The sequence below is a fragment of the Paracoccus sp. UBA5162 genome, from assembly GCF_002413585.1.
GTDB lineage: Bacteria > Pseudomonadota > Alphaproteobacteria > Rhodobacterales > Rhodobacteraceae > Paracoccus.
On record NZ_DHXG01000015.1, the window covers coordinates 428 to 22,548 of the forward strand.

General features: G+C 65.2%; 25 protein-coding genes. 10 read left to right on the forward strand and 15 right to left on the reverse strand.

The features are described from left to right. The 5 genes from B4A72_RS01690 to B4A72_RS01710 form a co-directional block, all read left to right on the forward strand. On the forward strand, positions 1-483 hold a 483-nt coding region (locus B4A72_RS01690; protein WP_292977997.1), incomplete at its 5' end, for a TOBE domain-containing protein. Next, complete coding sequence (locus B4A72_RS01695; protein WP_292950790.1) at positions 483-1,415, forward strand: Gfo/Idh/MocA family protein; 933 nt, start codon at positions 483-485, stop codon at positions 1,413-1,415. The genes B4A72_RS01690 and B4A72_RS01695, both read left to right, overlap by 1 nt. Beyond that, entirely contained in the window at positions 1,408-2,346 is a 939-nt protein-coding gene (locus tag B4A72_RS01700) for an aldose epimerase family protein (protein WP_292950788.1), read from the forward strand. The genes B4A72_RS01695 and B4A72_RS01700 overlap by 8 nt, the downstream gene beginning before the upstream one ends. Beyond that, positions 2,343-3,491 carry a galactonate dehydratase gene (gene dgoD, locus B4A72_RS01705; protein WP_292950786.1) on the forward strand — a complete coding sequence of 383 codons (1,149 nt, stop codon included), beginning with the start codon at positions 2,343-2,345 and terminating at the stop codon, positions 3,489-3,491. The genes B4A72_RS01700 and dgoD overlap by 4 nt, the downstream gene beginning before the upstream one ends. Positions 3,492-3,493: 2 nt before the next feature. After that, entirely contained in the window at positions 3,494-5,698 is a 2,205-nt protein-coding gene (locus B4A72_RS01710) for a glycoside hydrolase family 2 protein (protein WP_292977998.1), read from the forward strand. Positions 5,699-5,901: 203 nt separating this feature from the next. On the opposite strand, the gene B4A72_RS01715 is transcribed toward B4A72_RS01710, so the two are convergent. From B4A72_RS01715 to B4A72_RS01745, 7 genes are all read right to left on the reverse strand, one after another. Further along, positions 5,902-6,783: a DUF2189 domain-containing protein gene (locus B4A72_RS01715; RefSeq protein ID WP_292950782.1), complete on the reverse strand. Its 882-nt coding sequence runs from the start codon at positions 6,781-6,783 to the stop codon at positions 5,902-5,904. A 160-nt stretch (positions 6,784-6,943) separates the two neighbouring features. After that, a complete protein-coding gene (gene ccoP, locus B4A72_RS01720) occupies positions 6,944-7,822 on the reverse strand; it encodes a cytochrome-c oxidase, cbb3-type subunit III (protein WP_292950779.1) in 879 nt (292 codons plus the stop codon). Beyond that, the gene (locus B4A72_RS01725; protein WP_292950777.1) at positions 7,813-7,983 is read right to left on the reverse strand and encodes a cbb3-type cytochrome c oxidase subunit 3; all 171 of its coding nucleotides are present in this window, start codon (positions 7,981-7,983) and stop codon (positions 7,813-7,815) included. The genes ccoP and B4A72_RS01725 overlap by 10 nt, the downstream gene beginning before the upstream one ends. Further along, positions 7,983-8,762, reverse strand: a complete 780-nt coding sequence (gene ccoO / locus B4A72_RS01730) for a cytochrome-c oxidase, cbb3-type subunit II (RefSeq protein ID WP_292950775.1) — start codon at positions 8,760-8,762, stop codon at positions 7,983-7,985. Before ccoO ends, B4A72_RS01725 begins: the two co-directional genes overlap by 1 nt. A gap of 4 nt (positions 8,763-8,766) precedes the next feature. Beyond that, positions 8,767-10,419 carry a cytochrome-c oxidase, cbb3-type subunit I gene (gene ccoN, locus B4A72_RS01735; RefSeq protein ID WP_292950773.1) on the reverse strand — a complete coding sequence of 551 codons (1,653 nt, stop codon included), beginning with the start codon at positions 10,417-10,419 and terminating at the stop codon, positions 8,767-8,769. Further along, positions 10,416-10,592: a cbb3-type cytochrome oxidase assembly protein CcoS gene (gene ccoS, locus B4A72_RS01740; protein ID WP_292950771.1), complete on the reverse strand. Its 177-nt coding sequence runs from the start codon at positions 10,590-10,592 to the stop codon at positions 10,416-10,418. The genes ccoN and ccoS overlap by 4 nt, the downstream gene beginning before the upstream one ends. Further along, positions 10,589-12,745 carry a heavy metal translocating P-type ATPase gene (locus tag B4A72_RS01745; protein ID WP_292977999.1) on the reverse strand — a complete coding sequence of 719 codons (2,157 nt, stop codon included), beginning with the start codon at positions 12,743-12,745 and terminating at the stop codon, positions 10,589-10,591. The genes ccoS and B4A72_RS01745 overlap by 4 nt, the downstream gene beginning before the upstream one ends. 177 nt (positions 12,746-12,922) lie before the next feature. On the opposite strand from B4A72_RS01745, the gene B4A72_RS01750 reads away from it, so the two are divergent. Then, positions 12,923-13,390 carry a hemerythrin domain-containing protein gene (locus B4A72_RS01750; protein ID WP_292950767.1) on the forward strand — a complete coding sequence of 156 codons (468 nt, stop codon included), beginning with the start codon at positions 12,923-12,925 and terminating at the stop codon, positions 13,388-13,390. Here the strand turns inward: B4A72_RS01750 and B4A72_RS01755 are convergent. The 4 genes from B4A72_RS01755 to B4A72_RS01770 form a co-directional block, all read right to left on the reverse strand. Further along, positions 13,387-14,103, reverse strand: a complete 717-nt coding sequence (locus B4A72_RS01755) for a Crp/Fnr family transcriptional regulator (RefSeq protein ID WP_292950765.1) — start codon at positions 14,101-14,103, stop codon at positions 13,387-13,389. The genes B4A72_RS01750 and B4A72_RS01755 overlap by 4 nt on opposite strands. 233 nt (positions 14,104-14,336) lie before the next feature. After that, the gene (locus B4A72_RS01760) at positions 14,337-15,008 is read right to left on the reverse strand and encodes an NnrU family protein (protein WP_292978000.1); all 672 of its coding nucleotides are present in this window, start codon (positions 15,006-15,008) and stop codon (positions 14,337-14,339) included. A gap of 32 nt (positions 15,009-15,040) precedes the next feature. Beyond that, positions 15,041-15,292, reverse strand: a complete 252-nt coding sequence (locus B4A72_RS01765) for a DUF6522 family protein (protein WP_292950761.1) — start codon at positions 15,290-15,292, stop codon at positions 15,041-15,043. Then, positions 15,289-15,723 carry an RrF2 family transcriptional regulator gene (locus B4A72_RS01770; protein ID WP_292950759.1) on the reverse strand — a complete coding sequence of 145 codons (435 nt, stop codon included), beginning with the start codon at positions 15,721-15,723 and terminating at the stop codon, positions 15,289-15,291. The genes B4A72_RS01765 and B4A72_RS01770 overlap by 4 nt, the downstream gene beginning before the upstream one ends. An 80-nt stretch (positions 15,724-15,803) precedes the next feature. On the opposite strand from B4A72_RS01770, the gene B4A72_RS01775 reads away from it, so the two are divergent. From B4A72_RS01775 to B4A72_RS01785, 3 genes are all read left to right on the forward strand, one after another. Further along, a complete protein-coding gene (locus B4A72_RS01775; RefSeq protein WP_292950877.1) occupies positions 15,804-16,274 on the forward strand; it encodes a group III truncated hemoglobin in 471 nt (156 codons plus the stop codon). A 142-nt stretch (positions 16,275-16,416) separates the two neighbouring features. Further along, positions 16,417-17,091, forward strand: a complete 675-nt coding sequence (locus tag B4A72_RS01780; RefSeq protein WP_292950757.1) for a 5-formyltetrahydrofolate cyclo-ligase — start codon at positions 16,417-16,419, stop codon at positions 17,089-17,091. Beyond that, positions 17,088-17,444 (forward strand): DUF488 domain-containing protein, encoded by a 357-nt coding sequence (locus B4A72_RS01785; RefSeq protein WP_292950755.1) that lies wholly within the window; start codon positions 17,088-17,090, stop codon positions 17,442-17,444. Before B4A72_RS01780 ends, B4A72_RS01785 begins: the two co-directional genes overlap by 4 nt. A gap of 36 nt (positions 17,445-17,480) precedes the next feature. Here B4A72_RS01785 and B4A72_RS01790 read toward each other — a convergent pair whose 3' ends face one another. The 4 genes from B4A72_RS01790 to B4A72_RS01805 form a co-directional block, all read right to left on the reverse strand. Then, complete coding sequence (locus B4A72_RS01790; protein WP_292950753.1) at positions 17,481-18,077, reverse strand: SDR family oxidoreductase; 597 nt, start codon at positions 18,075-18,077, stop codon at positions 17,481-17,483. A 90-nt stretch (positions 18,078-18,167) separates the two neighbouring features. Then, complete coding sequence (locus B4A72_RS01795) at positions 18,168-18,842, reverse strand: type 1 glutamine amidotransferase domain-containing protein (protein WP_292950751.1); 675 nt, start codon at positions 18,840-18,842, stop codon at positions 18,168-18,170. A 26-nt stretch (positions 18,843-18,868) separates the two neighbouring features. After that, entirely contained in the window at positions 18,869-19,900 is a 1,032-nt protein-coding gene (locus B4A72_RS01800; RefSeq protein ID WP_292950749.1) for an NADP-dependent oxidoreductase, read from the reverse strand. A 134-nt stretch (positions 19,901-20,034) separates the two neighbouring features. Next, complete coding sequence (locus B4A72_RS01805; RefSeq protein WP_292950876.1) at positions 20,035-20,601, reverse strand: carboxymuconolactone decarboxylase family protein; 567 nt, start codon at positions 20,599-20,601, stop codon at positions 20,035-20,037. 118 nt (positions 20,602-20,719) lie between these two features. Between B4A72_RS01805 and B4A72_RS01810 the strand changes: the two genes are divergently transcribed. Next, positions 20,720-21,316, forward strand: coding sequence for a TetR/AcrR family transcriptional regulator (locus tag B4A72_RS01810; RefSeq protein WP_292950747.1), 597 nt, complete (start codon positions 20,720-20,722; stop codon positions 21,314-21,316). Positions 21,317-22,121 lie beyond the last annotated feature (805 nt).

Here is a 22,121-nt window from a genome sequence, read left to right on the forward strand (position 1 = left end):
CATGACCAGGTCGAGGCGATGACGATGGCCGACAAGATCGTCGTCCTGCGCGCGGGCAATATCGAACAGGTCGGCCGGCCGATGGACCTGTATGATGATCCCGACAACCGCTTCGTGGCGGGTTTCATCGGCTCGCCCTCGATGAATTTCATGGAAGGGCGGGTCAAGGACGGCGAGATCGCGATCCCGACCATGCGCCGCAGCATCCCCAGCCCTGTCGCTCTGCCGGCCGAGGGGACCGCGGTAACGGTCGGCCTGCGCCCGGAATTCCTGAAGATCGACGGCGGCGACAGCCTGAGCGTCGACATGGTCGAGGCGCTTGGCGGCGTCTCCTACGTCCATGCCTCGGCCGAGAACGGCGAAAAACTGGTCATCGAGGATCGCGACAAGGTCGCCGTCCGGATCGGCGACGCGATCGGCGCGGGCTTCGATCCCGCCTGCGCGCTGATCTTCGATGCCCAGACCGGTCAGCGGCTGCGCTGATGTCGCTGGCCATCGGTCTTGTCGGACTGGGCGCCATTGCCCGTGCCCAGCACCTGCCCGCCATCGCCGCGACCGGCGGCGTGCATCTGGCCGCCATCGCCAGCCGCAACGCCAGCCTGCCGGATTGCCCCTCCTACCCCGATCTGGCCGCGATGCTGGCGGCCGAACCCGGCCTTGCGGCGGTGTCGTTGTGCACGCCGCCACAGGGACGGTTCGATCAGGCGATGCAGGTCCTGCGCGCGGGGCGGCATCTGATGCTGGAAAAACCCCCTGCCGCGACCCTGACCGAGGCCGAGATCCTGCGCGACGAGGCCGGACGGCGCGGGCTGACGATCTTCGCCACCTGGCACAGCCGCGAGGGTCGTGCGGTGGACGCCGCGCGCCGCTGGCTGTCGGTCCGCAAGGTGCGGCAGGTCCGCATCGACTGGCGAGAGGATGTGCGCAAATGGCATCCCGGTCAGGACTGGATCTGGCAGCCGGGGGGGCTGGGCGTCTTCGATCCCGGCATCAACGCGCTGTCGCTGCTGACGACGTTGATGGCAGACCCGGTGATCCTGCGCGCGGCCGGCCTGGACATTCCCGAGGGCCGCCAGACCCCGATCGCGGCGCAGCTTGCGCTGTCCGCCGGAGCGGTTGCGATCGATGCCGAGTTCGACTGGCGCGAACAAGGCGGGGAAACCTGGCAGATCGGCTTCGAGACCACGAACGGCACCGCCTGCCTGCGTGACGGCGGCGCGGTCTTCGAGGCCGACGGAAAGCCGGCCATCGGCGGCGAGGACGTGGAATATCGCCGGCTCTACGAGGGCTTTCGCGACCTTGTCGCCGCTGGCAGAAGCGCGGTCGATCTGGCTCCGCTGCGGCTGGTCGCGGATGCGTTCCTCTGTGGCAGACGCCGCCTCGTCGCACCCTTCGACGAGACCGGGCATGGCTGAACCGGCCTGCACCATTGCGTTGCCCTCGGGCCTTTCCGCGACGATCCTGCCCCATGGCGCGACGCTGGCCAGCCTGCGCGTTCCGGGCCCGGACGGCCATCCCGGCGAGGTGCTGATCGGCCCACCCCGGCCGGCCGATCACCGCGGGGAACGCCTGTTCCGGGGCAGCAGCATCGGCCGCTATGCCAATCGCATCGGCGGCGCCGGCTTCATGCTGGACGGCCGGCAGGTTAGGCTGGACGCGAACGAGGGCGCGAATACGCTGCATGGCGGCGCCGAGGGTTTCGACCGGCGCGACTGGCAGGTCCTGGATCGCGGCCCGCGCTCGGTCGTTCTGGGTCTCGACAGCCCGGACGGCGATCAGGGCTTTCCGGGCGCGTTGCAGGCACGGGCGGACTTTGCGCTGGACGATCCCGGCAGCCTGACGGTGACCTATCGCGCGACGGTCACCGCCCCCTGCCCGGTTTCGCTGACCTCGCACGGGTTCTTCAACCTCGCGGGCGGCGGGCCGGTCCGGGACCACCGGCTGCGCGTCGCCGCCAAACGCTATCTGCCCGTGGATGCGGCGCTGATCCCCAAAGGCCCGGCCCGGCCCGTCGCGGGCACCCGCTTCGACTTTCGCGATTTTCGCCCGCTGCCCGGACCGGACGCGCCGGGCCTGGACCATTGCCTCTGCCTCGATCACGGGCCGGGCCTGCGCCCGGTGGCGTGGCTGGAGGATCGCGCCTCGGGGCGGGCGATGCGGCTTTCGACCGACCAGCCGGGCTTGCAGGTCTTTCTGGCCCGATTGCCCGCCGCCGAGGCCCTGTGCCTGGAGCCGCAGGCCTGGCCCGACGCGCCCAACCGCAACGACTTTCCCGACGCCATCCTGCGGCCGGGACAGATCTATACCAACACCATCCGGCTGGATTTCACCGCGAGGCTTTCATGAAAATCACCACCATCGAGACATTCATCGTGCCGCCGCGCTGGTGCTTTGTGAAGATCTGCACCGATGAAGGGATTTCGGGCTGGGGCGAACCGGTGCTGGAAGGCCGCGCCGCCACCGTCGCCGCCTGCGTCGAGGAATTGTCCGACTATCTGATCGGCCGCGATCCGGGCCATATCCAAGACCACTGGACGGTGATGTATCGCGGCGGCTTCTATCGCGGCGGCGGCATCCACATGTCGGCCATCGCCGGGATCGACCAGGCGCTGTGGGACATCAAGGGCAAGGCACTTGGGGTGCCGGTCCACGCGCTGCTGGGCGGGCGGCAGCGCGACCGGATCCGGGTCTATAGCTGGATCGGCGGAGACCGGCCGGGCGACACCGCGCGCATGGCGCGCGAATGCGGCGATCGCGGCTTTACCGCGGTCAAGATGAACGGCACCGAAGAGATGCAGTTCATCGACAGCCATGCCAGGATCGACGCCGTTCTGGCCCGCGTGCAGGCGATCCGCGACGAGATGGGCCCCGATTTCGGCATCGGCGTGGATTTTCACGGTCGCGTCCATCGCCCCATGGCCAAGCAGCTTGCACGCGAGCTGGCGCCCTTCAATCTGATGTTCATCGAGGAACCCGTGCTCAGCGAACATGCCGAAGCGCTGCGCGAGATCGCCAATCATTGCGCAACCCCGATCGCGCTTGGCGAACGGCTTTACAGCCGCTGGGACTTCAAGCAGATCCTGCATGGCGGCTATGTGGACATCATCCAGCCCGATCCCAGCCATTCGGGCGGCATCACCGAAACCTACCGGATTGCCGCCATGGCCGAAGCGCATGACGTGGCGCTGGCGCTGCATTGTCCGCTGGGGCCGATCGCGCTGGCCGCAAATCTGCAACTGGATGCGGTCTGCTACAACGCCTTCATCCAGGAACAATCGCTGGGCATCCACTACAACAAGGGATCGGATTTGCTGGATTATTTGACGAATCCCGGCGTCTTCGACTATCGCGACGGCTTCGTCGCCATCCCCGACGGCCCCGGCCTGGGCATCGAGGTCAACGAAGACCGGGTCCGGCAGGAAGCGGCCGGGGGGCATCGCTGGCGCAATCCGATCTGGCGCCACGCCGATGGCAGTTTCGCGGAGTGGTAGGCATGAGAGAGATCCGCACCCTGAACGCCGGCTGGCGCTTTGCGCCCGGGTTCGACAAGGCCCATATCGCGGCGTCGATGGCGGGCACACCGGTCACCCTGCCCCACAACGCCGCCGATCTTCCGCTGAACTATTTCGACGAGGGCGATTTTCAGCGCCCCTTCACCTATCAGCGCCAGATCGCCTGGGAACCGGCCTGGCAGGGCCGGATCGTCAGGCTGCGCTTCGACGCGGCGATGGCCGATGCCACGGCCTGGGTGAACGGGGTGCGGGTCGCGCGGCACCGCGACGGCTATACGCCCTTCACCGTCGATCTGACCGGCTGTTTCGATGGCGGCTCAGCCTTGGTGACGGTGCGAATCGACGGATCGGAAAATCCGGAAATCCCGCCTTTCGGCGGGCGCATCGACTATCTCACCTATGCCGGGATCTATCGCGATGTCTGGCTGGAGGTGCTGCCCGAACGCCACATCGCCGCCGTCAAGATCGAGACGCCCGAGGTGCTGGCCGACGGCAAGACGGTCCTTGCCCGGATCGAGGTCACGCAGCCGGGCCCGGTGGAGGCGGTGCTGTCGGACGCGTCCGGCCGCCAGATCGCGCATGCCACCGGCCAGGGCGAGATCTGCCTTGCGGGGCTGGAAGGCATCACGCTGTGGTCGCCCGATACGCCCGCGCTTTACACGCTGACGCTGTCCCTGCCCGACAGCGGCGACCGCCTCAGCCAACGCTTCGGCTTTCGCGACGCGCGCTTCACGCCCGAGGGGTTCTTTCTGAACGGCGCGCGCGTCATCCTGCGCGGACTGAACCGGCATCAGAGCTTTCCCTATTCCGGCTACGCGCAGGGCAGGCGCAGCCAGCAGCGCGACGCCGAAATCCTGCGCTTCGATCTGGCCTGCAACATCGCGCGCACCTCGCACTACCCGCAAAGCCCGTGGTTCCTGGACCGCTGCGACGAAATCGGGCTGATGGTCTTCGAGGAAATTCCCGGCTGGCAGCATATCGGCGGGCCCGGCTGGCAGGATGAATCGGTGCTGAACGTGGAAAGGATGATCAGGCGCGACTGGAACCATCCCTCGATCGTGATCTGGGGCGTACGCATCAACGAAAGCCCTGATGCAGAGGATTTCTATCGCCGCACCAACGCGCTGGCGCGCGATCTGGACCCGACCCGGCCGACCGGCGGCGTTCGCTGCATCCCCGACAGCCAGCTTCTGGAAGACGTCTATACGATGAATGATTTCATCCTCGGCGATTTCGAGACGCCCTTTTCGAACCGGCCGCGCACCGCGCTGCGCGATCAGCAGGAGGTCACCGGCCTGCCCGCCCGAGTGCCCTATCTGGTGACCGAATATAACGGGCACATGTTTCCGACCAAGGCGGGCGATCCCGAACATCGCCAGCACGAACACGTCCTGCGCCATCTCGAGGTGCTGGATGCGGCTCACGACCCGGCCGCGGGACTGGCCGGCTGCATCGGCTGGTGCATGTTCGATTACAATACCCACAAGGATTTCGGTGCCGGCGACCGGATCTGCCATCACGGCGTGATGACGATCTTCCGCGAGCCGAAATTCGCCGCCCATGCCTATGCCAGCCAGCGCGACCCCGGGGACGGCATCGTGATGGAGCCCGTCACCGTCTGGGCGCGCGGCGAGCGCAATATCGGCGGCGTTCTGCCGCTGATCGTGCTGACGAATTGCGACGAGGTGGAATTGTCCCATGCCCGCGTGACCAGGCGTGTCAGCCCCGACCGCGAGCGGTTCCCGCATCTGCCCCACCCGCCGGTGATCATCGACCACCGCCATTTCTCGGCCGAGGAACTGGGCGATTGGGGCGAAAGCTGGCATTCGGGCCTTTTGCGCGGCTATCGCGACGGCGAGCTGGTGGCCGAACGTCACTTTCCCGCAGGAGCGGTGTTCGACCGGCTGGTTCTGGCCGCGGACGTGACCGAAGCCGCCGCCGATCCCAGCGACGAGATCCGGGTGATCGTCCGCGCGCTGGATCAGGCTGGCAACCGGCTGCATTTCCTGAACGAGCCGGTCTTTCTGGACCTCGCCGGTCCGGCCCGGTTGATCGGTCCGGCCTGCCCGGTGCTGCAAGGCGGCAGCACCGGCTGCTGGCTGCGCCCGACTGGCGAGACCGGCACCATCCGGCTTGACGCAAGGCTGCGAGACAAGACGGCCTCGGTCCTTGTCACGCTGCGCTAGGCGAACCGGCCCCGACCGGCCAGCGATCGGCAGGGCTGCCGAGCGCAATCTGCGGCCGGGCCGGCGGGCGGGCACGCGACGAGATCGCGTGAAGCCGGCCTGATGCCGTCGGGGCCGGACACCGGCGCAGGCAGCGATAGCCATCGTTTTCGCCGCACTGAAACGCAAGGCCCGTCCGTGCAGATCGGCAGACCATGATCCCGCTAGGCCGGACGGATGAACATGCGTTCGGCATCGCCCTGCTGGCGATCAACGGGACGGATGGCGCGGTAGGCGTGCCATGTCGCGTGACCAAGCATCGGAAAGACCACGATCAGTCCCACGAACGCCGTTGCGATCGAGACCAGGAAAAGCCCCAGCACGATCGCGCCCCAGGCCAACATGACGGGCAGGTTGGCCCAGACCATCGCCATGGAAATGCCCATGGCCGACAGCGCGTCCGTGCGTTCGGTCAGCAGCATCGGCACGGCGAAGACGCTGATCGCGAAGGCGAAGGCCGCGAAAAGCGCGCCGACAGCACTGCCCGTCAGAAGCAGCGCCCAGCCCGTCGGGGTCAGAAACAGCATCGGGACCAGTTCATCGGTGCCCGGAAACGGCACCATGCCGAAGAACAGCGCATAGATCAGCACCGCCGCCCTGAGCCACAAGAGGAACAGCCCCAGCAACATGACGCCCATGAAAAGCGCCTGATAGCCAGAACGCGGGCGCACGAAGATCATGCCGCCCAGCCCGATCTTTTCGCCCGTCTCCCGTCGGCGGCTTTTTTCGTAGAGGCCGTTCGCGATCAGCGGACCCAGGACCATGAATCCCGCCAGCGCCGGGAACAGCGCATATTCATAGCGGAACTGGAACAGCGCCAGGACCACCAGCAGCGAAACCGCAAAGACACCCGCGCCGTAAAGCAGGCTGGGCACGGGATTGGTCCACAGATCGGACCAGCCCGCCCGAAGCCAGCGCAGGGCTGTCCGCCATGGCAGGTTGCGGGCGTGCGGGTTCTCGCGCGGGAGAGGTGGAACCACCTTGGGGATGACGCCCCCCGCATGGGGGTTGTCGGGCGGGGGCGGATCGGTGCGGTCGCTCAGCATGACGGTTCCGCCGCTCGGGGCGCGGCGCCTTCTTTCGGTGGGGCTTCGAGGACGCAATCGGGCTGCGAGCCGATCGCGGTCAGAACGAGATGGGCATTGGCCGCGACAAACCCCGCAACCAGCAACCCGGCAGAGCCGAAGGCGACAAGACGCGGGCGGGTCATTTGCCTTGCTCCGCGCCAAGATCCTGGATGTAGATCGTCAGCGCCATGCGCTCGGCCGTTGTCAGCCGGCCCTCCCAGGCGGGCATCCAGCCCTGCCGGCCCAGGTCGATCGTCGTGAACATCGCGGCATCGTCGCCGCCATAGATCCAGAAATCGTCGGTCAGGTTCGGCGCACCGATGTCCTGGTTGCCCATGGCGTTCTCGCCATGACAACTGGCGCAGTTCTCGGCAAAGATCGTTGCGCCCTCGGCCAGTTGCTGCGCATCGGCCTGCGTTTCTCGGCCGGACAGGGACTGGACGTAGTTCACGACGGTGCGGATCTGCGGCCGCGTCAGGATCCCGGTCTCGCCGAAGGCAAGCATCTGGGAACTGCGGCTGTCGGGATGGGGCGCATTGATCCCCACGCGCAGGGTTTCCATGATCGTGGCAGTATCACCGCCCCACAGCCAGGCATCGTCGACAAGGCTGGGGAAACCCGGCCCGCCGGCGGCATTCGTCCCGTGGCAGGCGGCGCAATTGTCGCCGAAAAGCGCCGGTGCGGTCTGTGCGACCCGCGCCATCAATGCGGGATCCTGGCGGATGTCCTCGGCCGGCAGCGTGGCCAGCGCCTGGGTCCAGTCGGCGCGTTGCGCATTGGCCGCCATCAGTTGCCGTTCGACCCGTGTCCGGTCGTCATAGCCCAGCAGGCCCTTGGTATAGGTCGTGACCAACGGCCATGCCGGCATCAGCACCCAATAGACCAGCGCCCAGATATGCGTGACGGCGATGAAGAACCAGACCGCACGGGGCACGCGCGTGTTCAGTTCGGTGATGCCGTTCCATTCATGGCCGGTCGTCTGGTGACCGGTCAGCGGATCGCGTTCCTTTACCGACATGGGCCGTCCTCATCGTTCAGGATGCTCTTGGCGGCCTTGTCGAAGCGCTTGCCCAGGCTGGGCCAGAACGCATAGACGGCGATCGCCACCGACAGGACCATCAGGTAGATCAGACCGAAGGACTGGGCGAAGGCCGATGTCCATTCATAGCTCAGTTCCATCAGTTCTCTCCTCTGGCCGGTTGCGTCCGGGCCGCCAGATCGGTCAGGCCGCCCAGGATCTGGAGATAGGCGACCAGTGCGTCCATCTCGGTCAGGCGGTCGCGGCGGCCATCGAAGATGCGCAGGTTGGTTTCCTCGCCATAGCGGTCCAGAACGCCCCCCGCGCGGTCGCTGTCGGGCATGGCCTGACCGAAGGCGTCGCTGGCCGCGTTTGCGATCTGGGCGTCGGAATAAGGCACGCCCACGGCCCGCAGGGCGGCCAGACGGCCCGGAAGGCTTTCGGTTTCCAGCGGGGTGTCGAGCAGAAAGGCGTATTGCGGCATGACCGATTCCGGCACCAGGGCGCGGGGATCGGCCAGATGGCGCACCTGCCAGTCGTCGGAATATTTCTCGCCCACGCGTGCCAGATCCGGCCCGGTGCGTTTCGATCCCCACAGCATCGGGTGGTCGTACTTGCTTTCCGCCGCCAGCGAATAGGGGCCGTAGCGGTCCACGTCATCCTGAAGCGTGCGGATCATCTGGCTGTGGCAGGCATAGCAGCCTTCGCGGATATAGATGTCGCGCCCGGCCTGTTCGAGCGGCGTATAAAGCCGCATGTCGGGCGCGGCCTCGACCGTGTCGTCGATGGTGAACAGCGGCGCGATCTCGATGAAGCCGCCGATGCTTGCGGCCAGCAGGATGCCCCCGGCAAGGGCCATGGAATGCCGCTCGGCCCGGTAATGGGTCTTGGCGTGAAATTCGAAGAACCGGGCAAACGGTCCGAGAAGTGTTCTGAACATGGGTCTACTCCGCCGCCGGAACGGCAGGCTCGTTGGCCTCCGACCCGGTGGGATAGTCAAGTTGCTGTGCCTGATGGCCGACGCTGCGGATCGTCATCACGACGTTGAACGCCCCGATCACGGCACCCACAAAGAACATCGCCCCGCCTATGGCGCGCGCGATGTAATAGGGGTGCATCTTCACCAGCGTGTCGGTGAAGGAATAGGCCAGCGTGCCGCTTTCGGTATAGGTGCGCCACATCAGCCCCTGGGTGATGCCGCTGTTCCACATCGCGAAGACGTAGACGACGGTCCCGCCCAGGGCGAGCCAGAAGTGCCATTCCACCAGCTTCCAGGAATACATCGTCTGCTTGCGCCACAGCACCGGAACAAGCGCATAGATCGACCCGAAGGTGATCAGCGCGACCCAGCCCATCGCCCCCGCATGCACATGTCCCACGGTCCAGTCGGTATAATGCGACAGCGAATTGACCGGGCGGATCGCCATGAACGATCCCTCGAAGGTGGACAGGCCATAGAATACCGCCGCCACCATCATGAACCGCAGCGTGGCGTCGTCCCGGACCTTGTGCCAGGCCCCGTTCAGCGTCATCAGCGCGTTGCCGGCACTGGCCCAGGACGGCACCAGCAGCATGACCGAAAAGGTCATGCCCAGCGTCTGCACCCATTCCGGAACGGCGGTATAGTGCAGGTGGTGCGATCCCGCCCAGATATAGAAGAAGGTGATCCCCCAGAAGGACAGGATCGACAGGCGATAGGAATAGATCGGCCGCTCGGCCCGCTTGGGCAGGAAATAGTAGAGCATTCCAAGGAAGCCAGCGGTCAGGAAGAAGGCCACCGCGTTATGGCCATACCACCATTGCGTCATGGCATCCTGCACGCCTGAAAAGGCCGAATAGCTTTTGGCTGCGCCGAAGGATGCCGGGACGGCCAGGTTGTTGACGATGTGCAGCACCGCCACGACCAGGATGAAGGCCAGGTAATACCAGTTGGCAACATAGATATGGGGCTCGTTCCGGCGGGCCAGCGTGCGGATATAGAGCACGAAATACACGATCCAGACGATCACCAGCCAGATGTCGGCATACCATTCCGGCTCTGCGTATTCCTTGGACTGGGTGACGCCCATCAGATAGCCGGTGGCCGCGATGATGCAGAACAGATTGAAGCCCAGCAGCACGAACCAGGGCGAGATGTGGCCCGCCATGCGCGCGCGGCTAGTGCGTTGCATGATGTGGAACGAGGTGGCGATCAGGGCATTGCCGCCGAAGCCGAAGATCACGCCGGACGTATGGACCGGCCGGATGCGCCCGAAGCTGGACCAGGCCGCGTCAAAGCGCAGGTCGGGCCAGGCCAGTTGCGCCGCGACCCAGACCCCCATGCCCATGCCCGCGACCGCCCAGACCAGCGTCAGCAGGATTCCGACCTTGGTGGGATCATCATAATAGGAGACCGCGCGATCCTCGGTCGGCTCGGGTTCATAGAGCGCGCTGGCCAGAGCGAAGAACAGCGCCCCGGCAAGGATCAGCACGATCCAGCCATGCACCCCCATCGGATCGCCCCGCCCGATGACGGCCATGGCAAAGCCTGCCAGGGCGATCAGGACCGAAAGCAGCATCGCGGTCTGCCGTTCGGCTATGGTCAGACGCTTTATCATCGTGGGGTCTCCTTGTTCGGGACAAGCGGGGTGTCGCCGTCGTCATGCAGGATGCGTTCGGCATCGCCCGCCAGATCGTCGTATTGGCTGCTGCGAAGGCTCCAGAAGAAGGCGCCAAGGCCGATGGCACCCATGACCAGCGTGATCGGGATCAGCAGATAGAGGATCGTCATGCCGGCACCTCGCAAAGCACCGCACCGGGTGCCGCAATCGGCGCCCTGCGCCGGTTCAGGCGCAGCGAATTGGCCACCACCGCGACCGAGGAGGCCGACATGGCGATGGCGGCGATCAGCGGCGTGACAAGGCCCGCGACCGCCAGCGGGACCGCGATGCTGTTATAGAGGATCGCCAGGCCGAAATTCTGCCGGACGATGCGGCCGGTGCGGCGGGCAAGGCCGACGGCCTGCGGCACCGCGCGCAGATCGTCGCGAAGGAACACCAGATCGGCGGCGGCCCGGCCCGCATCCGATGCCGTTGCCGGCGCCATCGACACATGTGCGGCGGCCAGCGCCGCGGTGTCGTTCAGCCCGTCGCCCACCATCAGCACCCGGATGCCCTGCGCGCGCAGGTCGTCGAGCCGGGCGATCTTGTCCGCGGGCTTCATGCCCGATTGCGCCCCGCCCAGCCCCAGGAGGCGCCGGACCCGTTCCACGGCCGGGGCCGCGTCGCCGGACAGGATCTCGCCGGCCAGGTTCATCCCGGCCAGGGTCGCCACGGCATCCGCCGCGCCGTCGCGCAGGTCTTCGTCCAGCGCAAACCGCAGCATCGCGCCTCCGTCGAAGGCAAAGGCGGGACCGTCCCCGGTTGCCATATCGGCCGCGATCTCGCCGACCCAGACGGCCCGCCCCAGCCGCGCCCGCTGGCCGGCGATCACACCCTCGACGCCGAATCCGGGGCGTTCCACCACATCCATCGGCACATCCGCCGACATCATGGCGGGCGCGACAAGGCGCCTTGCGATCGCGCGCGCCGCCGGATGCGCCGACCGTGCGGCCAGCGACGTAACCGCCCTTCGCGACGCGGCATCCATGTCGGGCCATGCACGGATCGTCGGTTCGCCGGTTGTCAGCGTGCCGGTCTTGTCCCAGGCCACGCGGTCGATATGCGCCAGCCGTTCCAACGCCGATCCGTCCTTCATCAGGATGCCATCGGCCATCAACCGGCCGGCGGCGACGACATGGGCGACCGGAACGGCCAGGGCCAGCGCGCAGGGGCAGGTCACGATCAGCACGCTGATCGCCACGAACGCCGCCACCTGCCAATCGCCGGTCACGGCCATCCAGCCGATGAACGTCGCCAGCGCCAGCAGATGGATCAGCGGCGCATAAAGCCGCGCCGCGCGGTCGGCGATGCGCACATAGCGGCCGCGCCCTTCCTCGGCCGTGGCCAGCATCGCCATCATCTGCGCCAGGAAACTGTCGCTGACGGGGCGCAGGGCCACCGCGTCCACGGGGCCGGTCAGGTTCAGCGCCCCGGCCTCGACCTCGCAGCCGGCACCCACGCTGACGGGACGCGATTCTCCGGTGACGAGCGACCGGTCCAGATCGGAGGCACCGGCAAGGATGCGGACATCGACCGGGATCCGCTCGCCCGGCGCGATCCGCAGGACCATGCCCGCAACGATGGCATCGACCGTGACCGCGCGCGTCGCGCCCGAGGGCGCAACCTCGACCGCCTCGCGCACGGCAAGACGTGCCAGACCCGTCATCGCGCTGCGCGCCCGGTCCCGCATCCGGTGGTCCAGCCAGCGACCGATCAGCAGGAAGAAGGTCAGTGTCACGGCCGCGTCAAAGAATACCTGGTCCCCGCCGCGCGCGGTTTCGTACAGGCTCAGCGTTGTGGCCAGCGCGATGGCCAGCGCGATGGGCACATCCATGTTCACGCCGCCCCGGCGCAGTGCGCGCCAGGCTGAAACGAAAAAGAACCGCCCCGCATAGGCCACGATCGGCACCGCGATCAGCCCCGAGATCAGATGAAAGCTGTCCCGCGTCGCCCCGGTCGCGCCGGACCAGACCGCCACCGACAGCAGCATCACGTTCATCGCGCCGAACCCCGCCACGGCGACCGCGCGCAGCAGCGCCTGACCGGTCCGGTCGCCGGCCTCGACGAACAGATCAGCCGCGTCGATCGGGGTCGCCGGATGGCCGATCCGGTCCAGCGCGTCCAGAATTCCGGACAGATCGGCCGCTGCGGGCGAGGGTGTGACGCTGATCCGGCGCAGGGTCAGATTGGCGCGCGCGCGATCGACATCGGGGCGCGATACAAGGGCGCGTTCGATCGCGGCAACGCAGCCGCCGCAGCGGATCGTCGGTGCGGACAGGGTCACGGTTCGAGAACCTGTCGAATGGAGGGCGGCAGAGGCAGGCATCGGAAAGACCCAACGATTTGGCCATCAACTCCTAGTGCCGCGTCGTCACCATTTCTTGATCTGGATCAAGTTGGCGAAGGATTGATTGCATAGCCTGATGCCATCGCACGTCATGTCGTCGCAGGAGGCGATCGGGTGCAAGTGCCCATCGACATCACCCTGGAACGCAACCGCCTTTCGCAGCATTTCGAGGCTCTCATTTCGCGGCAGGAACGCATGTGCCGCGATCTGGAATCGCTGGCCGACGACCTTCCCGATCGGATCGATACGCTGGCGGCCAAGATGCTGGCCGACGCGCTTCATCCGACCTTGCGGGCCTGCCAGGATCTTGAAGAAACCCACGTGTTTCCGGCGATCCTGACGTGGCAAGCGTCGATCGGCCCGACGCTGGACCGGCTGCGGGCGGAACATGTCGAGGACGAGGATCACGCCGCCATCGTCGCCGAAGCCATCATGCGCTTCGTCCGGTCGCGGAGACATGCGGAGGCCGATCAGCTCGGCTATCTCCTGCGCGGCCTGTTCCGGCCGCTGATGCGGCACTCGGCTTTCGATCGGGACGTGATCCTGCCTCTCTACCGGCAGGCGCTGTCGCGGCGCGACTAGGTTCCGCCCGCCGCGACCTCTTTCAATTCGTCCAGGTCCAGAACCTCGACATGCCGCGTTCTTTCAATCGCGATGGCGCCGTCCTTTCGCAACCTGGTCAATTGGCGGCTGACCGTCTCGGTCGTCAGGCCGAGAAAATCGGCGATGTCCGATCGCCCCATCGGCAGCGCGAAGGAGGTTGAATACCCCTCTTGCTGAGGACGGACATGGCGCGAAAGCATCAGCAGGAACGAGGCCACCTTCTCGGCCGCGTTCTTGCGACCCAGCGTCATCATCCAGTCGCGGGCATCGTCCAGCTGACGCAGCGCCTGGCGATGCATCCGCGTCTCGAAGGCCGCCGACCCGGCCATCATCGTCTGAAGCATGTCGAGCGGGAACGAGCACAGCCGCACATCGGTCGCCGCCTCGACCAGGACATCGCTTTCGCCGCCGAACGGCCGGCCCAGAAAATCCGGCGCGAACTGCAACTCGACGACCTGCTGGCGCCCGTCGGGCAGAAGCTTGGAAAGCTTCACGACTCCGCTGAGGATGTTCGAACAATGTTCGGGGCGTTCCCCGGCGGCGACAAGGGTCGTTCCGGCACCGTATTCGTGTCTGCTGCTGGTCCGACCCAGCCGCAACAGTTCCGGCGCATCAAGCGCGCCACAGATTCCGCGATGCCGTGCTTCGCAGGCGCGACACAGCACGGGGACGTCGGCGTTGTGAATGTCCATGCGCATATGTCGCTCCGTCCGTCCTCGACCGTCCCTGTCATTCTACGGCGTCACGGGCCGCCGTAAATCGGTATCATGGATGTCAATTTATTCGCCTGCCATTCTCTATGCAACCTTCCCGCCGCACGGCACCAGCGTCACCCGACATCCACGGGCGCAATTCTGCAATCCTGCGCGGCAGACAGGTCTTTCGGAAACGCATCTTTTCGCGCAAACGGCCAGACCGATCCCTGTCAGGGCAGAGGCGACACGCCTATCACCACCGGATGCAACACGATCAGCGTCACATACAGAGCCGCCGCGATCCCAAAGCGGATCGCGGCATGGGCGGACGAGACAGGACGCGGCACGAAGGGTCCGGTCCCTGCCGCGCGTCGCAGCGCGGCCCACTGCGCGACACCCATCTGGCGCTGCTTGCGCCGGTCCACGAGGCGCATTCCCAGAACGGCGAAGGCCGCGAATATGCCGAAAAGCAGGACATGCGCCAGATCGCCGTTGGGCACCATGTGGCTTGCAGCCCACAATGCCAGCGCCGCCAGCATGGGGTGCCGCAGCCAGCGCACGATCCCCGGCCTGGCGGGATCGAAACCCGAAGACCCGCCGCCGAAGGAAAAGGGATTGGGCCGGGCGATGGAGAAGGCGGCAATCAGGCATGCCAGTGCCATCGCGATCAACGGCACCAGGGTTTGCCAGGTCTGCCGCGGCCAAAGCTGCACGAAGGGCGCGCGACCCGCGGCGCCGATCATCCAGGCCAGCGCCGCAATCGACAGCGCCGAATACAGCAGGCCAAAGCCGCCGCGGCCCAGATATTCGACGCCACGCGCGCGGACGGCCGGACGCAACGGCAGCGAATGGCTGAGAAAGAACACCGCGATCGCGGCGGCGAATTCGATCCAGCCTGTCATGACTTCGGACGCAACCGCTGTCCCGGACGACATCATCCGCCGCGCCTGTTGCGCAGTCGTTTCAGCACGGTTCCATCGCTGGCGCATGTGAACCTGACCCGCCAATCGGCGGATTGAAAGGTGACACGGAACCGGCCCGCATCCGCGTCCTGGCCGACCTCGTACCGGGTTGTCACCGCTCCGTCGCGCATCTGACGGCGCAGATCGGACGGATCCAGTTCCAGAAGCGGGGCAAGGTCTTCCGCGGCGACTTCGACGCCCGTTTCGGTCAGCCTCAGCTTCACGACAATGCCTCCTTTACAGGCCGACCGCGCGGATCCAGCGCGCAATCGGCCAGGGTGAAATGGTCGAGCCGGTCCAGAAACGCGGCTTCGGCTGCGAAAAGAAAGGATTTCAGACGGCATTGCGGCGTGATCACGCAGGCCCCGCCATCGACCCGAAAGCATTCGACAAGCGGTTGATCGCGTTCCAGAACCCGCACCACCTCGCCCAGTCCGATCTGCGCCGCCGGTCGGGCCAGCATCGCCCCGCCTCCGGCACCACGTCTCGTTGTCAGAAAACCCGCATTGGCCAACGCCGCCATGGTCTTGGTCAGGTGATGGCGGGATATGCCGAACTCATCGGCGATCTCGGCGGTCGAAAAGGCGCGTTCCGGTTCGCTGGCGATCCGCATCAGCGCCCGGAGGCCGAAATCGGTGAAGGCGGTCAGACGCATCAGAAAATCTCGTCGGGGTTTACGTGGGCGTGTCGGCTCTATAAAACAGCATTGAAAATGCCTATTCAAGTGTGAATGACATGCCCCCTCCCCTAGCGACGCCCAAAGCAACCGTCACCCTCAGGCCAGAGATCACATCGGCCCTGATGGACCGGACAGGGCTGAATGACGCTGTTCTGACCCGTCTGGTTCACGGATTCTACGACCGGATCAGGCGAGACGCGCTTCTGGGTCCGATCTTCGCCGAACGGATCACCGACTGGCCGCCGCATCTCGACCGGATGGTCGATTTCTGGTCTTCCGTCGCCCTGATGACAGGTCGCTACCACGGCTCTCCGATGCAGGCGCATCTTGGGCTGCCGGTGGAGCAAGCACATTTCGATCGCTGGCTCGATCTGTTTTCACAGACCGCCCGCGAAACCTGTCCGCCGGAAGGTGCGGCGCATGTGATCGAGCGTGCCAGCCGCATCGCCGCATCGATTCACGGTAATATTGTGGACTGGCGCGGCGGATACGGCCGATCGACGCCACCGAGCCTGAGGCCGGCATGATCGGAATTCCGGTTCCGCCGGCGGCGCCCGGTTCCTGTCTCGCGTCAACGTCAGTCATTGATGCTTGCCGAGACGATGCCTGTCACGCCGGGATGACCCTTTCGGACGGGTTGATTTTCGACCGGCAGCAAGGAGCGAGCCGATGAACCGAACCCCGGCGGATGGATACGCCTCGCCACCCTGCTTCGCCCACGAACTGGAGACCATGCAAGACGGCATTGCGGCCGTCGATCCGGTTCAGAAACGCGACGTCGCCCGCTGGCGCAAGGCCGAGCGCGCGCGCCTCATCGACCTGCGCCTCGGGGTTTCGGCGGCAGAAAGGGCCAGGGTTGCCGTCGCGGTCGGTGCAGAGCTTGACCGAATCGTCGATCACGGTCCCGATACCGTCATCAGCCTCTACTGGCCCTTTCGCGGCGAACTCGATCTGCGCGGCTGGATGGAGCGGGCCTGCACGCAGGGATCGCGCGCCGCATTGCCGGTCGTCGTCGCCGAGGGCCAGCCCCTGGCGTTCCGCGAATGGCGACCCGATTGCCGCTGGGAACGCGGCGTCTGGAACATTCCGAACCCGGTCGGAACGGACGAGGTCGTGCCGGACATCCTCATCGCGCCCGTGGTCGGCTACGACCGCAGGCTTTTCCGGCTGGGCCATGGCGGCGGGTTTTTCGACCGGACACTGGCGGCATTGCCGTCCAGGCCGATATTCATCGGTGTGGGTCATCCCGTTGCCGCCATCGCCACGATCTATCCGCAGCCCCACGACATTCCGATGGACATGGTGCTGACCGGAGCGGGCGATATGCCGAAGGAGGAAAGATGACCCAAATCTGGTTGAGACGTGCCTATGAAAAGCCCGGCCCATCCGACGGACAGCGGATCCTCGTGGATCGCATCTGGCCGCGCGGCGTCTCGAAAGAGGCGCTGGAACTGGATGACTGGATGAAGGACATCGCGCCAAGTGACGGCCTGCGCGACTGGTTCGATCACGACCCGGACAAGTGGCAGGAATTCAAGCGCCGCTATGCGGGCGAACTGGATGCAAACCACGATCTTGTCGCAGCGTTGCGCCAGCGACTGGAATCGGGCCGGGTCACGCTGGTTTATGGCGCGAAAGATGACGAACACAACAACGCGGTGGCGCTGAAAGCCTACCTGAGCGCCGTTGAGACATAGCCAAGACATGGGCCGGTCGGCGCCGGATCGCTGCGCCTAGATCGACTGCATGGTCAGAACCTTTCCGGTCCATTCCGGGTTGTCAACCGCGTCGGCCAGGACGGCGGCGACATCGCCTCGTGCGGCCTTGCCGGTCACGTCGACTTCATCGCCAAAGCGCATGTTTCGCGTGCCCTCGTCGTCGGTCAGCGCGACAGGGCGGAGAATGGCGAATTCAAGCCCCGAAGAGATCAGATGCTCGTCGGCATCGTGCTTGGCCTGAAGGTAGTGTCCAAGCTTGCTGTCCCCGTCGGGATTGTCGGCGCCGACGGAACTGAGCATGACGAAGCGCCGCACGCCCGCCCGGACAGCCAGGTCCACCAGACGCCTGGCGCCGTCGCGATCGACCTTGTCAGTCATCTCGGGTCCGGTGGAACTGCCCGAGCCCGCCGCGAAAATCACCGCCTCGCAGCCCTCGCAGATCCCGTCCCGCAGGTCCGTCAGATCGCCCCGGCGGATCTGCACCTCGGAGGGAAGCTGGCCGGTGTCGGACGAATCCCGCACCAACGCGATCGGGGAATGGCCCTTCGTCTTCAACGCCTGGATCAGGCGCAGACCGGTCTGGCCAGTGGCGCCGGCAACAAGGATGTTCATCGTTTTCTCCGTTGGTCGGAATGCGTGCGCGCCCCCGGGCACGGGCCCGGCATGGCGGGAAGGCCGGCAACACCGCCCCGCCTTTGCATTTTACAGAAGGCTCAGCAGCTTGTGTGCGGCAGCCTCTGACGAGGCCGGATTCTGGCCGGTCACCAGCTTTCCATCCGTCACCACGAACGAGGTCCAATCATCGCCCTTCTGGTAGTCGCCGCCGTTCTTCTTCAGCATGTCCTCGACCAGGAACGGCACGATATCGGTCAGGCCGACACCGTCTTCCTCGGTGTTGGCAAAGCCTGTGACCTTCTTGCCGGAAACAAGCGGCTTGCCGTCCGAACCCTCGACATGCCGGAACACCGCCGGGGCATGGCAAACCGCGCCGATGGGACGGTCGTTCGCGGCGAAGGCTTCTATCAGCGACCTGCTGTCGCCATCCTCGGCCAGATCCCAGAGCGGACCGTGGCCGCCGGGATAGAAAATGGCGTCGAATCCGTCGGCCGAAACGGTGGACAGCACGGCGGTGTTGGCCAGCGCGCGTTGGGCCGCGTCATCGGCCTTGAACCGCTTCGTGGCCTCGGTCTGCGCGTCCTCGGAATCGCTTGACGGATCCAGCGGCGGCTGGCCACCCTTGGGCGAGGCCAGCGTGATCTCGGCACCGGCATCCTTGAAGACGTAATAGGGGGCCGCAAATTCTTCCAGCCAGAAGCCGGTCTTCTTGCCGGTATCGCCCAACCGGTCGTGGGATGTGAGAACCATGAGTATCTTCATCGGAATCTTTCCTTTTCCTGATCTTTTCAGCGATTCAGCTTGATGACGCGCTTGCCGAAGGCCTCGCCCCGCAACAAGCCAACGAATGCGCGCGGGGCCTGTTCCAGACCTTCGATGACCTCCTCGCGATACTTGATTTTCCCCTCCTTCACCCATGCGCGCATCTGTTCGGCGAATTCGGGATAGAGATGGCCGAAATCATCGAAGACGATGAAGCCGCGCATGGTCATCCGCTTGCGCAGGATGGTTCCCAAAAGCAGATTCAGCCGGTCCGGGCCATCCGGCAGCGAGGTGGCGTTGTATTGCGAAATCAACCCGCAGACCGGGATCCGCGCGGACGGGTTCAAAAGCGGCATGACGGCATCGAACACCGCGCCGCCGACATTCTCGAAATAGATATCGATTCCACCCGGAACCGCCTTTTCCAGAGCCTGCGCAAAGCCCTCGGACTTGTAGTCGATGCAGTCGTCGAACCCGAGGGCATCGACCACATGGGCGCATTTCTCGGGACCGCCAGCGATGCCCACGACACGAAGCCCGAGGATCCTGCCGATCTGGCCGACCGTCGCACCCACAGGGCCGCTGGCCCCGGCAACGACCAGCGTCTCGCCGGCCTTCGGTTGACCGATCCGGGTCAGGCCGGCCCAGGCGGTCAGCCCCGGCATGCCCAGAACCCCGAGCGCCCAGGACGGATTTTCGGGGTTCTTGCCCATGTTCAGGACACCGGTACCGTCGGACAGCGCATAATCCTGCCAGCCACCGAAGGCCTGAACCCAGTCGCCTTCGTCAAAGCCGTCGATATCCGAACTGACGACCTGCGCGACGGTGCCGCCGACCATGACCTCTCCGATTCCGACAGGCGCGGCGTAGGAGGGCGCGTCACTCATCCGACCGCGCATGTAGGGATCGAGCGACAGATATTCGTTGCGCAGCAGCATCTGGTTCTTGCCGGGCGCCGGCACATCGCCGGTTTCCAGCCGCAGCGTGCTGTCATCCGGCTCGCCTCTTGGGCGTTCGGCCAGGACGAATCTGCGGTTCAGGGTATCGGATCGGGGCATGGGTCGGGTCCTTTTCTCGGCGTCCGGTCGGGACGGCGCGCAAGAGCGGCGGGGCGGATCGTTGTCGAACGCAGGAAGACGGGCCCGAGTTCGGACCCGTCCGATGCGACATTATCGCACGGCTGCATCGAGCCTCAGGCGGCTGCGGAAGCCTTGGTCCAGGCGAAAGCCTTCATTGGCTCGTCCACCGGTGTTTGTGCCAGATGATTGGTGTAGTTCGACATCACCTTCTGCGCCACGCCCAGGACCACTTCGAGGATTTGGCGCTTGGTGTAGCCCGCTTCAAGAAATGCCTGCACCTGGTCCTCGCCGAGATCGCCGCGCTGGCGCACCACCTGCAGCGTGAAGGTCCGCAAGGCTTCGAGACGCGCATCGGGCAGCGGCGTTTCGTTTCGCAGCGACTCGGTGATCGCGTCGTCCACCTTCATCATCTTGGCGATCCCGGTATGTGCGGGCACGCAATAATGGCATCCATGCTCGACATTGATGGTCTGCCAGACGACCGTCATCTCGTCCTTGTTGAAGCTGGTTTTTTGCGCAAAGAGTTGATGCAGATGCTTGTAGCCGTCCAGAAGGGCCGGAGCCTCTGCCATCACCGCATGCAGACCGGGAACGCGGCCAAAGCCCTTGCGGCTGTCTTCAAGAAGCGCCTGGCTTTCCTCGGGGGCGCTTTCCAGCGTGTGAAGAGTGAAATCGGCCATCGGATCGTCCTTTCTTGAGTGATCGATCAAGTGTTCGACTTGGCAAGTAGCTTTACTTGAGCACTTGTTCAAGTTATTTTTGAACACTTGCTCATGAATCGAACGGATGGGTGCGCGGATGGCCAGGCGAGCCGGCTATGACAGGGACGAGGTGCTTGCCAGGGCACAGGCGCTGTTCTGGCGCAAGGGCTATCACACGACGTCGCTGAAGGACCTCGAAGCGGCCTTGAACATGCGACCCGGCTCGATCTATGCGGCCTTCGGGTCCAAGGAGGCGCTGTTTGCCGAGACGCTTCACATCTACGCACGGCGATCGCGCGAACAGCTTCGACAGGCAAGGGTCGCGAAAGCATCGCCATTGGCCGGACTTGCAGCCTATGTGCGGGCGTTGGGCTGCATTCAGGCCGACGCGGTGCCCTCGCGCGCCTGCATGCTGGTCAAGACGCTGCTGGAGACGCCTGACGACGACACGGTCCTGCGCCGTCTGACCGAAGAGATCATGGAGGGAATGGAGGCAGAGTTTGCCACCGCATTCCGCGCAGCCCAGACTGCCGGCGAACTGCCCGACGGCACTGATCCCGAACGTCTGGCCTGCCGGTTGCAGGCCGAGATTTTCGGTCTGCGGGCCTATGCGCAACGTAGCGACGCGCAGGACAAGGTTGCCCGCCTCGCCGAGGACATCGCCCGAGACATCGAGCGATTGGCAGATCGCTGATCCCTGCAAAAGCCATCCTGTCGAAACGTCGGCAGCGGCGCGCAGGGTCAGTCCTGCCAGTCAAGCTCATGACACCACCGCCGTCAGGCGGGCGAGGCGATGTCGGAATTTCGCAGCCCTGCGAATTGCACAGAATGCCGTCCGGGGTTATCCAGACGCCCGAGGCTTCCATGGCTGATCTGGAACGACGGCCACCTTACAAAGGCATTCGTTGCAGCTTCATCCGGAAGATGAGCCTCAAATGAAACAGTGACCCGGGGAGCGGACAAGAGCACGAGACCTTGAGAATACACCAGGTTCCCATCAAGAATGGATGCCACCGTTCGGGCGGCGAAAATCCGAGCTGTCGATTCAGTCTGGGGCGCGAGATCCGGTTCAGTTTTGCCCCCGTCGTGCGAGTGGACAAAAAAGTTGACATTAGAAGGCTGATGTCAACAGGAAGCGTGAAAAAGAGGAGATGAAGAAAGACTATAGCAGCAAGGATTCGCAAGGCCTTCATTTCGATCTTTCAACTCGCGAAAAGTTCACGTAAGCACTGCGTAAGCAGTTGCGATACGGTAAGCACCCATAGCTCAGCTGGATAGAGCGCTACCCTCCGAAGGCGGATGTCAAGTCTGGCGAAAGCGAAAGGTGTTGGAAGAAAGAAGTGACTAAACAACGGCTTGAGCGGATATCGGGTTCGCTCTTTAACGAGCCGAAAATCTTGCGTAAGCATGGCGTAAGCATCTCGCGAACGGTATGCACCCGTAGCTCAGCTGGATAGAGCGCTGCCCTCCGAAGGCAGAGGTCACAGGTTCGAATCCTG